This is a genomic window from Aliiglaciecola sp. M165, assembly GCF_007197995.1.
Taxonomy (GTDB): domain Bacteria; phylum Pseudomonadota; class Gammaproteobacteria; order Enterobacterales; family Alteromonadaceae; genus Aliiglaciecola.
Window position 1 is genome coordinate 113991 of the sequence record NZ_VKKH01000007.1, and the last position, 13639, is coordinate 127629.

General features: G+C 43.4%; 16 protein-coding genes and 1 tRNA gene. 6 read left to right on the forward strand and 11 right to left on the reverse strand.

Features of this window, described 5'->3' with window-relative positions; genetic code table 11:
* Nucleotides 1-266: 266 nt before the first annotated feature.
* Nucleotides 267-358: transfer RNA gene (locus FM019_RS15100), tRNA-Ser, on the reverse strand.
* A 248-nt stretch (nt 359-606) separates the two neighbouring features.
* Between FM019_RS15100 and FM019_RS15105 the strand changes: the two genes are divergently transcribed.
* The 5 genes from FM019_RS15105 to FM019_RS15125 all read left to right on the forward strand — a co-directional run bounded on the left by FM019_RS15105 (nt 607) and on the right by FM019_RS15125 (nt 2712).
* Nucleotides 607-1272 (forward strand): Bax inhibitor-1/YccA family protein, encoded by a 666-nt coding sequence (locus tag FM019_RS15105; RefSeq protein ID WP_143836795.1) that lies wholly within the window; start codon nt 607-609, stop codon nt 1270-1272.
* A 65-nt stretch (nt 1273-1337) separates the two neighbouring features.
* Complete coding sequence (gene tusD, locus FM019_RS15110; RefSeq protein ID WP_143836796.1) at nt 1338-1730, forward strand: sulfurtransferase complex subunit TusD; 393 nt, start codon at nt 1338-1340, stop codon at nt 1728-1730.
* On the forward strand, nt 1727-2083 hold the full coding sequence (gene tusC / locus FM019_RS15115) for a sulfurtransferase complex subunit TusC (RefSeq protein ID WP_185969310.1): 357 nt from the start codon (nt 1727-1729) through the stop codon (nt 2081-2083). The genes tusD and tusC overlap by 4 nt, the downstream gene beginning before the upstream one ends.
* Nucleotides 2080-2361 carry a sulfurtransferase complex subunit TusB gene (gene tusB, locus FM019_RS15120; protein ID WP_143836798.1) on the forward strand — a complete coding sequence of 94 codons (282 nt, stop codon included), beginning with the start codon at nt 2080-2082 and terminating at the stop codon, nt 2359-2361. The genes tusC and tusB overlap by 4 nt, the downstream gene beginning before the upstream one ends.
* 12 nt (nt 2362-2373) lie before the next feature.
* Nucleotides 2374-2712 carry a TusE/DsrC/DsvC family sulfur relay protein gene (locus tag FM019_RS15125; protein WP_143836799.1) on the forward strand — a complete coding sequence of 113 codons (339 nt, stop codon included), beginning with the start codon at nt 2374-2376 and terminating at the stop codon, nt 2710-2712.
* A 77-nt stretch (nt 2713-2789) separates the two neighbouring features.
* On the opposite strand, the gene serS is transcribed toward FM019_RS15125, so the two are convergent.
* The 6 genes from serS to lrp all read right to left on the reverse strand — a co-directional run bounded on the left by serS (nt 2790) and on the right by lrp (nt 9518).
* Nucleotides 2790-4085, reverse strand: a complete 1296-nt coding sequence (gene serS, locus FM019_RS15130; RefSeq protein WP_143836800.1) for a serine--tRNA ligase — start codon at nt 4083-4085, stop codon at nt 2790-2792.
* A 10-nt stretch (nt 4086-4095) separates the two neighbouring features.
* Nucleotides 4096-4479, reverse strand: a complete 384-nt coding sequence (gene crcB, locus FM019_RS15135; protein WP_143836801.1) for a fluoride efflux transporter CrcB — start codon at nt 4477-4479, stop codon at nt 4096-4098.
* Nucleotides 4472-5803, reverse strand: a complete 1332-nt coding sequence (locus tag FM019_RS15140; RefSeq protein ID WP_143836802.1) for a replication-associated recombination protein A — start codon at nt 5801-5803, stop codon at nt 4472-4474. Before FM019_RS15140 ends, crcB begins: the two co-directional genes overlap by 8 nt.
* A 2-nt stretch (nt 5804-5805) precedes the next feature.
* Complete coding sequence (lolA, locus tag FM019_RS15145; protein ID WP_143836803.1) at nt 5806-6495, reverse strand: outer membrane lipoprotein chaperone LolA; 690 nt, start codon at nt 6493-6495, stop codon at nt 5806-5808.
* A 2-nt stretch (nt 6496-6497) separates the two neighbouring features.
* A complete protein-coding gene (locus FM019_RS15150) occupies nt 6498-8927 on the reverse strand; it encodes a DNA translocase FtsK (RefSeq protein WP_143836804.1) in 2430 nt (809 codons plus the stop codon).
* A 105-nt stretch (nt 8928-9032) separates the two neighbouring features.
* Nucleotides 9033-9518 carry a leucine-responsive transcriptional regulator Lrp gene (gene lrp / locus FM019_RS15155; RefSeq protein ID WP_143837023.1) on the reverse strand — a complete coding sequence of 162 codons (486 nt, stop codon included), beginning with the start codon at nt 9516-9518 and terminating at the stop codon, nt 9033-9035.
* A 129-nt stretch (nt 9519-9647) separates the two neighbouring features.
* Between lrp and ald the strand changes: the two genes are divergently transcribed.
* Nucleotides 9648-10778, forward strand: a complete 1131-nt coding sequence (ald, locus tag FM019_RS15160) for an alanine dehydrogenase (RefSeq protein ID WP_143836805.1) — start codon at nt 9648-9650, stop codon at nt 10776-10778.
* 300 nt (nt 10779-11078) lie between these two features.
* Here ald and pyrF read toward each other — a convergent pair whose 3' ends face one another.
* The 4 genes from pyrF to ihfB all read right to left on the reverse strand — a co-directional run bounded on the left by pyrF (nt 11079) and on the right by ihfB (nt 13637).
* Nucleotides 11079-11774, reverse strand: coding sequence for an orotidine-5'-phosphate decarboxylase (pyrF, locus tag FM019_RS15165; RefSeq protein WP_143836806.1), 696 nt, complete (start codon nt 11772-11774; stop codon nt 11079-11081).
* A 7-nt stretch (nt 11775-11781) separates the two neighbouring features.
* Nucleotides 11782-12951 carry a lipopolysaccharide assembly protein LapB gene (lapB, locus tag FM019_RS15170; RefSeq protein ID WP_143836807.1) on the reverse strand — a complete coding sequence of 390 codons (1170 nt, stop codon included), beginning with the start codon at nt 12949-12951 and terminating at the stop codon, nt 11782-11784.
* Nucleotides 12952-12955: 4 nt separating this feature from the next.
* On the reverse strand, nt 12956-13192 hold the full coding sequence (locus FM019_RS15175) for a lipopolysaccharide assembly protein LapA domain-containing protein (RefSeq protein WP_143836808.1): 237 nt from the start codon (nt 13190-13192) through the stop codon (nt 12956-12958).
* Between the two features lie 154 nt (nt 13193-13346).
* The gene (ihfB, locus tag FM019_RS15180) at nt 13347-13637 is read right to left on the reverse strand and encodes an integration host factor subunit beta (RefSeq protein ID WP_143836809.1); all 291 of its coding nucleotides are present in this window, start codon (nt 13635-13637) and stop codon (nt 13347-13349) included.
* Between the last annotated feature and the right edge of the window lie 2 nt (nt 13638-13639).

Below are 13639 nucleotides of genomic sequence, written 5' to 3' on the forward strand. Positions count from 1 at the left end.
AATAGTTGAACCGTGGAGCTTCTCACCCTCCCTTATTTCTCTTTGAATCCAAAATGCAAAAAAACCGCAACAAGTGCGGGTTTCTTTTATATGGCGGAGAGGGAGGGATGTCCTCAGGCACATCCTTGTGCTTGTCCCTTCGGGCGCCTGCGGCGGTACACATTGTTCCCGACAATGGTGTCTAACCGCGGGGCTTCTCACCCTCCCTTATTTCTCTTCGAATCCAAAATGCAAAAAACCCGCAACAAGTGCGGGTTTCTTTTATATGGCGGAGAGGGAGGGATTCGAACCCCCGGTAGGGATGAACCTACGTCTGATTTCAAGTCAGGTGCATTAAACCGAGCTCTGCCACCTCTCCGAAGTGGTGCGAATATTAATGGCCTTTTTTGGGCTTGTAAAGGGGATAGTTTAATTTTTTCATCAATCGCTAAAACTTTGGTCAATTTGCTTACTAAAAACACAATAACGCAACCAAAACACAAATAGTCACAAAGTGTTTGCGATAATACTTGAAAAATTGAACCAAACACCATACAAATACACTAATTACAAAATACTTTAGTAATTTACTCAGTTATTACTTTTAAATGCCTACTGGAGGTTTTTATGGATCAAGATCGTTATGTTCAGGTTGGTGCACAACCATCGGTATTAGAGACCAATAAGGTTCTCCGAAATACCTACATGTTGCTCGCCATGACATTAGCATTTAGTGCGGTTTGTGCTGGATTGACTATGGCAATGGGAATTGGCCATGGTGCAGCAATGGTGATGTCTCTTACTGCCTTAGTGATGATTTTCTTTCTCAACAAAGTAGCTAACAGCTCAATGGGTATTTTGTTTGTATTCGCGTTTACGGGTCTGCTAGGTGGTTCTTTAGGTCCAATGCTTAATCACTATATGGCTGCAGGTGCAGGCTCACTTGTTTTCCAAGCTCTTGGCACCACAGCCTTGGTATTCTTTGGATTATCAGCTTATGTACTGACCACTAAAAAAGATTTCTCCTTTATGGGCGGATTCCTTTTGGTCGGTTTGATTGTTGCTGTAGTAGCATCTATCGCTAATATCTTTATGGGTATTCCAGCATTGTCATTAGCGGTTAGCGCTGCGATTGTATTTATCATGTCAGGTTTCATCTTGTTTGATACAAGCCGCATCGTTAATGGTGGTGAAACCAATTACATTAGAGCAACAGTTTCTATGTATTTGAATATCTACAACTTGTTTACGTCTATCCTACACTTGCTTGGTGCATTTGGCGGCGACGACTAACATTTTCTGTTATGCTAAAACACCTCAGCGAACGCTGGGGTGTTTTTGTTTTAGGCGGATCAAATTTGGCAACAATCAGTATTATCGTGACATCCCCTGCCCTTGACTCTCAAGGTGCATACAGTGCCCTTAGATTTATCCAGGCGACGATTGAAAAAGGTCATAGTGTCAATGGTGTGTTTTTCTATCAAGCTGGTGTCACTGTAGCCAATGGGTTTCAAACTGTTTTATCCGACGAGCTTGCACTGTATGAAAAATGGCAAGACTTGGCACAGCAACATAAAATTCCCTTACAAGTTTGTGTGACCGCTGCAAATCGTCGAGGGGTTATTAGCCACGAGGATGCTCAACAAGATAAAAACAGACATGATCACAATCTTGTGAGCCCGTTTCAGTCAGTTGGTATTGGTGAGTTAGTGGCGATGTTAAACGAGTCAGACAAGAGCATACAATTTTGAATACCCTAGCCATTATCAACCGCAGCACGCCTTTCAAAGGACAGGCAGGACAAGAATCTGTAGATCTGGTGTTGGCAGCGGCCACCTTTGGTCAGCAAGTCAGTGTATTTTTTGTTGACGACGGTGTTTTTCAACTTTTGACCCAATCGCCAGCGGAAGTGGAACAAAAACACTTTGCTAAAAGTTTTGGGGCCTTTGAGTTTTATGATGTGGAATCGATATATGTCTGTCAAAAAAGCCTGTCGCAACGCGGCTTGTCAAAAAGCGATTTAATCATTGAGACTGAAATTGTTGATGAGAACAGATTAAATCAGCTGCTAAGCCAGCATCATAATGTACTGAGTCTGTCATGATTTTGCACAAATTTGTTTCAAGCCCATTTAGTTGCCAAACCATTGACCAGACGATTTCCAGGATCAGTGTTGAGGATGCAGTGATATTAATGGAAGACGCGGTGTATGTGCTCAACGATTCTAAACTCTTACAGGCCTTAATGAATGCAACTGATAACGTGCATGTACTCGAAAGCGACGCAAAAGCACGTGGTGTTTCTGTATCAAAGGTCCGCAACATTAACTATTTAGAACTCGTCGACCTCGTCATCGACCATGACAATGTTATTGCCTGGTAATCGGAAAGCGCTATGGAACACTTCATCACCTTTGAACAACAACAAATCCCAACAGACAAAGCGGGATATTTACTCAACGTAGAAGACTGGCAACCAGAGCTTGCGCCCGTTTTGGCGGCAACTGAAAATATTGAGCTAGACGAAAATCGCTGGGAAGTGGTTAATTTTGTCAGAGAGTTTTATTTGGAGTTCAATACCAGCCCTGCAATCAGAGCGCTAGTAAAGGCCATGGCAAACAAATATGGTCCAGAAAAAGGTAACAGTCGATACTTACAGCGACTATTTCCCAAAGGCCCTGCTAAACAAGCGACTAAAATTGCTGGCTTACCCAAACCGGCTAAATGCCTGTAAGATTCTTCTATATTTTTTATTAAAAAAGGTGACCTTGGTCACCTTTTGCAGTTTAGCTAACGTCAGCGAAGTAACTTTTACGAAGCTGAAATTGACTCCACACCATTCATATACGGCACCAAGGCTTTGGGAATAGTGACCGAACCGTCGGCCTGCTGGTAGTTCTCAAGGATTGCAACCAAAGTTCTACCAACGGCCAAACCTGACCCATTTAAAGTGTGCAATAGTTCAGGTTTATTGGTTTCTGGGTTGCGGAATCGTGCCTGCATTCTGCGCGCCTGGAAATCATGCATGTTAGAACATGAAGAGATTTCTCGATAGGTGTCTTGCGCCGGTAACCAAACTTCCAAATCATAGGTTTTGCAAGCGCCAAAGCCCATGTCACCTGTGCACAACAGCACTTTTCTGTAGGGCAATTCAAGCAATTGCAATACCCTCTCGGCATGACCGGTTAATTCTTCGAGTGCGTCAAAGGAATCTTCAGGTTTAACCAACTGCACCAGTTCAACTTTATCGAATTGGTGGTTACGAATAAGGCCTTTCGTATCCCGTCCATATGAACCGGCTTCACTTCTAAAACAAGGTGTATGCGCGGTCATTTTTACAGGTAGATCTTTGGCTGAATATATTTCGTCTCTTGCCATATTGGTCAGCGGCACTTCTGCCGTAGGTACCAAAGACAATCCCTGACCTTCTTCTGTTGCCGGCATAGTATGAAACGAATCTTCTTTAAACTTGGGAAACTGCCCAGTACCAAACATGCTGGCTTCATTAACCAAATAAGGCACATACATTTCTTGATAACCGTGTTCAGTGGTGTGTAAGTCGAGCATAAATTGTGACAGAGCACGATTTAATCGGGCGACTTGACCACGCATGACCACAAAACGTGACCCCGATAATTTTACGCCAGTTTCAAAGTCTAAACCTTTGTCGATAGCTTCCGCCACATCAACATGATCTTTCACTTCAAAATCAAATGCTCTTGGTTCGCCCCAGCGTAAAATTTCCAGGTTGTCGTTCTCGTCTTTCCCTGCGGGTACTGAATCATCGGGAAGATTGGGTATACCGTAAGAGAACTCAGCAATGTCTTCGAGCAACTGGCTTAATTCAGCTTTCGCGGCGTCGAGCTCTTCCCCTAATTTTCCAACTTCAGCCAATAGTGGCGCGATATCTTCACCAGAGGCTTTGGCCTTGCCAATCGACTTTGAACGTACATTGCGATCATTTTGCAATTCTTGGGTACGCACTTGAAGGGATTTTCTGCGTTCTTCCAATTGGTTGAATGCAGAAACATCAAGTTCATAACCTCGAGACTTCAGTTTTTCTGCCGTTTGTTCTATGTCGTTACGTAAGTGCTTAGGATCTAACATCTGTAAATTATTAACCTTTAACCAATTGCATGCCTAGCCACGCTGCGAGTAAACAGCTAGCCAAATTTAAAAATATATTAAGTAAGCCTTTCCACCACATTCCCTGTTGAATTAACAAGAGTGTGTCGACTGAGAAGGTAGAAAAGGTCGTTAAAGCACCGAGAAAACCGATGCCTACTGTGGTGCGCCAAAGCACAATTTCTATTTGCCCTTGCTCGATGAGTGAATACACCAAGCCAAGACAAAAGGAGCCAATCACATTGACCAGCAGTGTACCAAAAGGAAAGCCTTTACCAAACCATTGCAACATCAATTGTGAAAGAAAAAATCGTAAACATGCCCCTGCAGCGCCACCAAGGGCAATATAACCATAAATCGCCATGGTATTATTCATGATTGTCTCGCTTTACATCACTTTGTGCGTCAAGTTCTTTAAGAAACGCTATCTTTGCCTTAAGCTGTTTTTCTAATCCTCGTTCACTGGGTTGATAATAATCTCGCGAACTGAGATCTACAGGCAGATAATGCTCCCCCGCTGCATAAGCATGGGGTTCATTGTGGGCGTAGCGATATTCCTTTCCATATCCCAAGTCTTCCATTAACTTTGTTGGGGCATTTCGCAGATGTTCAGGTACGGGATGATCGGGTAACTCTTTTGCATCGGCAACTGCGGCTTTAAATGCTTTGTACACAGCGTTACTTTTTGCCGCGCAGGCACAATAGATCACTGCTTGAGCAATAGCCCTTTCACCTTCTGCAGGCCCCACCCGATGATAAATATCCCATGCATTTAAACATACTTGCATCGCTCTAGGATCGGCGTTTCCTATGTCCTCGGTGGCAATAGCCAATAGGCGTCTGGCGATGACTGTTGCCTCTGCACCGGCAACCAGCATTCTTGCATACCAATACAGTGCACCATCAGATGACGAACCTCGCACCGACTTGTGAAACGCTGAAAGCATATCGTAATACTGATCACCGCCTTTATCGAACTGGGCAACTCGGTCACCTATAGCTTGCGCGACCGTTGTGAGTGTCACGTTACTATCTTCAACAAAATCGGAACACAATTCGATATAGTTGAGCAAGCGACGAGCATCCCCACCAGAAAGGTCGATGAGACGGTTTCGTGCGTCGACTTCAATCTTCAAATTTAAGTGCCCTAAGCCACGCTCCGCATCGGACAAGGCAGTGTTTAGCACTTGTTCAAGATCGTCAAAGGTTAAAGATTGAAGTAAATAAACTCTTGCTCGCGATAATAGTGCGTTATTAAGTTCAAATGATGGGTTTTCAGTCGTCGCACCTATAAAAGTGACCGTGCCATCTTCGATGTAGGGCAAAAACGCATCTTGTTGGGATTTGTTGAACCGATGAACTTCATCTACAAACAATATGGTTCGTTTGGAGCGCATTGCGGCTTGTTGTTTAGCCATCTCAATCGCGCTTCGAATGTCTTTAACACCGGAAGTGACGGCTGAAATTCGTTCGATATGCGCATCACAGTGGCTAGCGACTAACTCAGCAAGGGTGGTTTTCCCTGTACCCGGCGGCCCCCATAAAATCATTGAATGTGGATGGCCATTTTCTAGCGCTTTACGAAGGGGTTTTCCTGGGCCGACAATATGCTGCTGACCAAAATATTGAGAAATCGTGCTCGGCCGCATTTTTGCCGCAAGCGGTGCAAAGGATGTCTTTTGATCAAAATCAAATTCCATTGCTAGCGTTGATCATCCAATTCAAAACCTTCGGGAACCGAGAATACAAATTGTTCGTCACCAATGGGTAGATTTTGGCGAATATCAGAAAAGACTAAACGACTAGTCTGTTGCTGTCGATCTACAAAATGCAGAGCGGTCAAAGTGTCATTGTCGAATTTTAAGAATAATTGAGCTACCTGAGATTCTGGTTCTTTCGCACTCACCATAAAACCTTCATCTACGCGACTAATAACAAAAGCATCCCACGCCTGGTTTTCCGGGTCGGTTAGCAAGACGACTGGGTTATTCGCCACAGAAGACGATTGATCGACCGCAGTCACCTGCTCGACAAAAGGATCGGAATACCATAACGTTGACCCATCAGCGACCATCAGGTTTTCATCTGGCTCATTGACTTGCCAAATCATTAAATTTGGCTGTTTTAAGGTCAATTGTCCACTGGCGTTTTGCACAAGTTCGCCTTGTCCGTCAACGACTGTTTGCTCAAAGATTGCCGTATAAGTTTTTAATAACTCCAGCTTTTGTTTTAGGCTCTGGACCGCCTCTGAATTGGTTTCGGTACCAGCAATTTCCGGTGCCCTTTGCGTATCACTGTCTTGCGACAATGCATGATTTGAAACTAAACAAACAAAACTAAATAGCCCCGCAGTAACAAGGCTATTAAAACGCTTTTTAACTATTAACTTCATAATTAATCCCTAGGTGGCGGCGGTGCCAATACTTCGCGAGCACCATTGTGACCCGCAGCACTTACGACGCCACTTTGTTCCATTTGTTCCACTAGACGAGCGGCACGATTGTAACCAATTCTGAATTTCCTCTGTACGCTTGACACCGAAGCCCTGCGTGATTCTGTGACAAAGGCGACGGCTTCATCATAAAACGCATCCATTTCCTGATCAGCGTTTTCGGCTTGCTCACCAGGTAACAACACTTCTGCGCCACTGTCACCGGAAAGAATTTCTTCAATGTATTCAGGTTCACCGCGTTTCTTCCAATCGGCAACCACAGCATGGACTTCGTGATCATCTACAAAGGCACCATGTACCCGTGTAGGAACGCCAGTGCCAGGCGGTAAATACAGCATGTCCCCCATACCCAGTAGCGCTTCTGCACCTTGCTGATCCAAAATGGTTCTAGAATCGATTTTTGAAGACACCTGAAATGCAATCCGTGTAGGAATATTGGCCTTAATCAAACCTGTAATGACATCTACAGAAGGACGCTGCGTTGCCAAGACCAAATGGATGCCAGCGGCTCTGGCCTTTTGCGCGATACGTGCAATCAGCTCTTCCACTTTTTTACCGACAATCATCATCATGTCGGCAAATTCGTCGACCACAACAACAATGCTCGGCAGTTTTTCCAAATCCGGTGCAACCGTTTCCATACTCTCTTCAAAACGCCACAGTGGATCTTTGATCGGTTCACCAGCTTCTTTAGCTTTCGCTACCTTGGTGTTATACCCTTTGAGGTTTCTAACGCCTAACGCAGACATCAGGCGATAGCGCCTTTCCATTTCGCCCACACACCAACGCAAGGCATTGGCAGCTTCTTTCATGTCGGTAACAACCTCAGCCAATAGATGAGGGATGCCTTCATAAACCGACAATTCCAACATTTTTGGGTCAATCATGATCATGCGCACATCTTCAGGTGAAGATTTATACAGCAAACTTAGGATCATAACGTTGACCCCAACAGACTTACCCGAACCTGTGGTACCTGCCACTAATAAATGAGGCATTTTAGCCAGATCTACAACAACCGGTTTTCCTGAGATATCTGCGCCTAGCACCATGGTTAAATGAGATTCATTACCTTGGAATGCCTGGCAACCGATGACCTCACTGAGGCGGACCATTTCTCTATTTTTATTTGGTAGTTCTAAGCCAATAACCGATTTACCCGGGATAACTTCGACGACACGAACGGAGATTGCTGACATAGCACGCGCCAGATCTTTTGCCAGAGATGTAATTTTACTAACCTTTACACCCGGCGCTAAGTCTAGCTCGAAACGTGTAATAACCGGACCAGGATAAACGCCTACTACTCTCGCCTCGATATTGAAGTCTTTAAGTTTCTCTTCCACAAGCCTGGACACTCCGTCCAACTCTTCTTGGCTAATGGGATTAAGCACTTTATCTGCACGATCGAGTAAATCAAATGAAGGCAACTCCCCTATACTTTCGTCGGAAGGTGAATCGTTGTTGCTATCTTTTACAGAGGTCACAGCCTGATCATTTTTACTGGGTTCTGGCGTAACCGACGCGTCGTTATCCGTTGCAGGTTTATTTCGCGACCCCGAGATTTTCTTTTTTAGTTCTGAAACTGACAAAATACTAGGTTTAGTTTTTTCCGGCTCAGGGTGTTGAAAAACCTCATCTGGAATAACAGGCTCGAATTCGTCTTCATAGGCATCGGGTTCTGTCGCCTTGAATGTCGTTATCTCGACTTCACGCTGTTTGTTTTCAATCGCTTTGCGTTCTCGATTTGGCATAAATGATAATCTGGCAATTGGGCTTTGTTGTATTCGTTGAGGAGTGTTATACAAAACAATGCCTGAACGTATGCTTAATTCGCCTAATTTGTCGATGACCGTCAACCAGGAAATGCCCGTGACCAACGTCACGCCTGTAAGTAAAAAGCACAGTAACAACAAGGTTGTCCCAACAAGACTAAAGTGAGGGATTAGTGAAGTGCTTACCACATCACCGATCATGCCCCCTGCAGAGAAATGATAGATGTCACTGGCATTGAGGCTTAGCAGGCCGGATAACCCTACAATAACCAAAATTGAACCAATAATTCGAAGACCAATTGTTAAGTAATCTATTTCTCCTACTTTTTTGGCTTGCTGGAATAAAAACCACCCCACAAAAGCCAAAATAAAAGGAATAACAAAAGCAAACCTGCCAAAGCTAAAGAATAAAACGTCAGCAAACCAAGCGCCAATAGGCCCAACCCAGTTGTAAATTGTGCCTTGAAACCCTGCTTGACTCCAACTGGGATCCGAGGCATTGAATGAAGCCAGTGCTAGAAGAATAAAGAATGCGAAACAGCATGAAACAATCATGCCCACTTCCATAATTCGCTGAATTCCCGTTAATCGCGCCATAAATTCTTATCGTTATATTTGTACTAGTTTTTATCCCTATACCTTACCAGCGAAGCCACTAAAATCCTAGCAAATGAGCGGCTATAAACCCTGAAGAGTGGTGATTTACTTCAGATTGATTTTAATTTGACCAGTGTGTTTGACCTCTTCCATAACAACGTAAGTTCTAGATTCACTCACACCAGGAAGCCGCAGTAAAGTATCCCCCAACAATTTACGATAACTGGACATATCTGCCACTCTTGCTTTAAGTAAAAAGTCGAAGTTACCAGAGACTAAATGACATTCCTGAATATCATCATGTTTTTTAACCGCCGCAGAAAATTCTTCAAATATATCTACACTCGTTTTAGTCAAAGTGATTTCTACAAATACCAGCATAGCGGCGCCAAGTTTGTTTGGGTCTACTTGCGCATGATAGCCAACAATATAACCCTGTTGCTCTAGACGCTTAACCCTTTCAAGACAGGGACTTGGACTAAGACCAACGGATTTTGCTAAATCTACGTTGGACAATTTGCCGTTCTTTTGTAAGGCAATCAATATGTTTCGATCGATTCGATCTAAGTGTTTGGGCGTTTTAATTAACATTACTTTGTTCTGCATATTAATCTATTTTCAAAATTATATACTGCATACTTAAAAATTACAGCAGAACAGTTTTTAAAATGTCACCTATACTTCGCTTTTATTTTTTAACTCTAATGTTTAGGTGAGAACATGCTAATTGGTGTACCAAAAGAAATTAAAAATCATGAATATCGCGTTGGCTTAACGCCTGCTGCCGTGAAAGAATTTGTTACTCATGGGCATCAAGTAATGGTTCAACATAATGCGGGGGCAGCTATTGGCTTCGATAATGAACAATATCTCGTTGCCGGTGCTACCATTGTTGAAACACCGGAAGAAATTTTCGCTAAAGCAGAGATGATAGTAAAGGTTAAAGAGCCGCAGCCGAATGAATGCAAAATGTTGCGAGAAGGACAGACCCTATACACCTATTTACATTTGGCACCGGATCCAACTCAAACTAAATTACTAGTAGAATCTGGCGCAACGTGTATCGCTTATGAAACCGTAACGGACAACCGTGGTGCCCTGCCCTTGTTGGCGCCAATGAGTGAAGTGGCTGGACGTATGGCCGTGCAAGCTGGCGCTCATTATCTTGAAAAAGCTCAAGGTGGAAGTGGCACACTTCTAGGTGGTGTTCCAGGCGTTGCACCAGGCAAAGTACTTGTTATTGGTGGTGGTGTTGTAGGAACAAACGCAGCAAAAATGGCTATTGGCTTAGGTGCCGATGTCACAATTTTAGATCGTTCATTACCGCGATTACGCGAGCTGGACGATATTTTTGCCAATCAAGTCAAAACTGTTTTCTCAACTATAGACGCTATTGAATATTACTCTTCAAAAGCTGACTTAGTCGTAGGTGCAGTATTAATACCAGGTGCAGCGGCGCCTAAATTACTCACAAATGAACATATCAGAAATATGAAAGAAGGCTCAGTCGTAGTCGATGTAGCCATCGACCAAGGCGGCTGTTTTGCTACGTCAAAGGCTACAACACATCAAGATCCGGTATATATTGTAGATGGCGTGGTACATTATTGCGTGGCTAACATGCCTGGTGGCGTTGCCAGAACTTCTACCATGGCGCTAAACAACGCTACGCTCCCATTTGGTCTTGCACTAGCAAATAAAGGTCCAAAACAAGCGATGCTGGATGACCATCATTTACTTAATGGATTAAACGTTCACAAAGGTAAGGTAACCTATAAAGCCGTTGTTGACGCGTTAGGTGATGAGCTTAACCTTGAATATATGGATGCTACCGCGGCACTACAGTTGTAAACTGCACCTAATACCCTTAAAAAAGCTGCTTCGTGCAGCTTTTTTTGTCCTGGAAAATCGATTGTAGAACGATTGTTGTTTTCAAGAGATCCCAGCTAAAAGCATGCTGGGATGACGCATTAATTATATTGCTGGGATGACATATTAATTATATTAGGGATTACGAAATAGTCATTCTAAGATGATGCACTAGTAGACTTACAATTTACCGCAACGGCGCCTTCCCGTTGTCACAAATACAACGTCATCCCCGAGGTCTTTTGATCGGGGATCTCTTACCACTTTCCTAAAACGTCACTATCAACCAATCGAACGGTTAATATCCAAAAGCGCTTGCAATGGATTTTCAGCCTGAGTGATAGGCCTGCCAACAACCATGTAGCTGACACCTGCGGCCAGCGCATCAGGTGGTGTCATAATTCGCTGTTGATCGCCTTTTTCACTGCCCACCGGCCGGATCCCGGGGGTAACCAGCAAGAAATTATCATTAAGATGACTTCTTAATGTTGGCGCCTCTTGCGCAGAGCACACCACACCATCTAATCCACATTCTTGAGTCATTTTTGCTAAAGACAAAACATGTTGCTCTGGCGTTGTTTGAATACCAATTGCGTTCAGTTGTGATTGATCCATACTGGTAAGCACGGTCACCGCGATAAGTTTTGGGCGATCATGTCCAAGGCTTTCCAATGCCTGTTGAGTGTGGCTCATCATTTTGGGCCCACCGGAAGCATGAACGTTCATCATCCACACCCCCAGATCAGCAGCAGCCAGACACGCTTTAGCTACTGTGTTGGGAATATCATGAAATTTTAAGTCCAGAAAAACATCAAACTTGCGATGCACAAGTTCTTCTACGAACTCAGGACCAAAGTAGGTAAACATTTCTTTGCCTACTTTGAGTTTGCATTGACTGCTGTCAAGCTGACTAACTAAATCTAAAGCTTTATTTTTATTATCAAAATCTAAGGCGACAATTACTTTCGGGTCTGACATTCGGGGACTATTCTCCGTCTAGGCCTTTGATGGGTTTCACAACGCCCCATTTCTTACATGAGGGACAAAGCCAATGAATTTGGCGTCCGGAAAAACCGCAGCTGAGACAACGATACTTCGGCCGGATTTTAATTTGTTCTTCAACCAGGTCTTTTACCATGCTTAGGCTTTCTTTGGTTTTATTATCCACTTCATCTTCGATAAAAAAGCCCATAAGGGTTTTAAAGCCTTTCATCGTAGGTGTTTTCTTGAGTTGTTCAAATAAAACCTGTTCGGCGCTATCTGTACTGTCTTTCTTGGCTAACAATTTCACCTTCGCCAAGTAAGAGGTAGCACATTGTTGCCAGTATTGTTCAAGAATTGCTTCGAGCTGTTCGTCTGTGCCTAATTTTTGAGCACACAACTCCAACATGGGAACCGCTTCGCTAAACCAGGTAATGTCTCTAACTGGCACTTCTTTGAGATAATCAATCGCCTGTTGATATTGTTCTTGTTTTACCGCTAAATCGCCTAAAATCAACCAGGGACGGACAGCATGTTCATCGGCCAGAATGGCTTTTTGCAAACTCTCTTCCGCTTTTTCGAACTCATCACTTTTAATGCGCTTTAGAGCTTGTTCACAATAGAAGTGAGAAATTCTATTACACAGCTCATCACTGTCGCCATGACAATTCATCATGCGCTCACCCAGCTCAATCGCCCTATCCCATTCTTTTGTCGTCTGATAGATACTGAATAGCTGTTTTTGAGCATCTAAAAAGTGTTTATCGCTATCAAGGAGCTGTAAAAATGCGTTTTCTGCCCGTTCCAAGAAACCTGCCATCATGTAGTCTTTGCCTAATTCACGCAATGCCTGATGGTTTTGTGACTGAGATAATTCTTGTTTACTTACGAGATTTTGATGGACTCTAATGGCCCTGTCCAATTCCCCTCGGTGACGGAAAAAATTGCCCATGGCAATATGGGTTTCTACCGTGTCACTATCTAAATTAATCATCTTCATCAGCGTATCAACCGCTTTGTCTGGTTGATCTGATAAAAGAAAATTTAACCCTTTGTAATAATGGCGCGAGAGTATACTGGATTGTTTTCGTTGTGCTTGACGAACACTATTGCGCCCCATGACATAGCCATAGCCGGCTGCAACTGGAAGCAATAAAAATAAGAGTTCTAACATCTAATCAACTACTTACAAGTTCAGATTTTTGTTGTTCAGCTTTGCGTTGTTGTTTTTGCAACCGCCCGACATGCCACTTTAATTTTATCCAAATAAGTGCAAACACTAGTCCACTAAAAAGTACACCGGCGGCAAAAAACAGCATCAATAAAATAGAAAGGCGCATTTCGATGACATTGAGAAGATAATCAAAACTCACTGCCTGATCATTTTTTGCCCCTAACATGGCAGAAATCAACATAACTATGATCAAAATGAAGACGAGCAGGAAAACTCTCAATGTAAGTCCTTATTATGCAAAAGGTAGTCGTTGCTATATTACTAGAAAGCGAATGTGTTTGTCATCCAAACAAAAACGGCATCCTAATTGGATGCCGTTTTAACTTTTATCTTTTTCAGTGTGTAAGTCCGTCATTCACACGTTCACGTAATTCTTTGCCTGGTTTAAAATGCGGTACATATTTACCGTCAAGTTTAACCGTCTCGCCAGTCTTCGGGTTACGGCCCACTCTTGGCGCCCGATAATGCAAAGAAAAGCTTCCAAACCCACGGATCTCTATTCGATCACCTTTTTGAAGCGTTTGAGCCATTTGCTCAAGCATTTCTTTGATTGAAGACTCAACGTCTTTGGCTGGAATATGTCGTGCTTTATCGGCTAGCCTTTCAATAAGTTCAGATTTGGTCATTT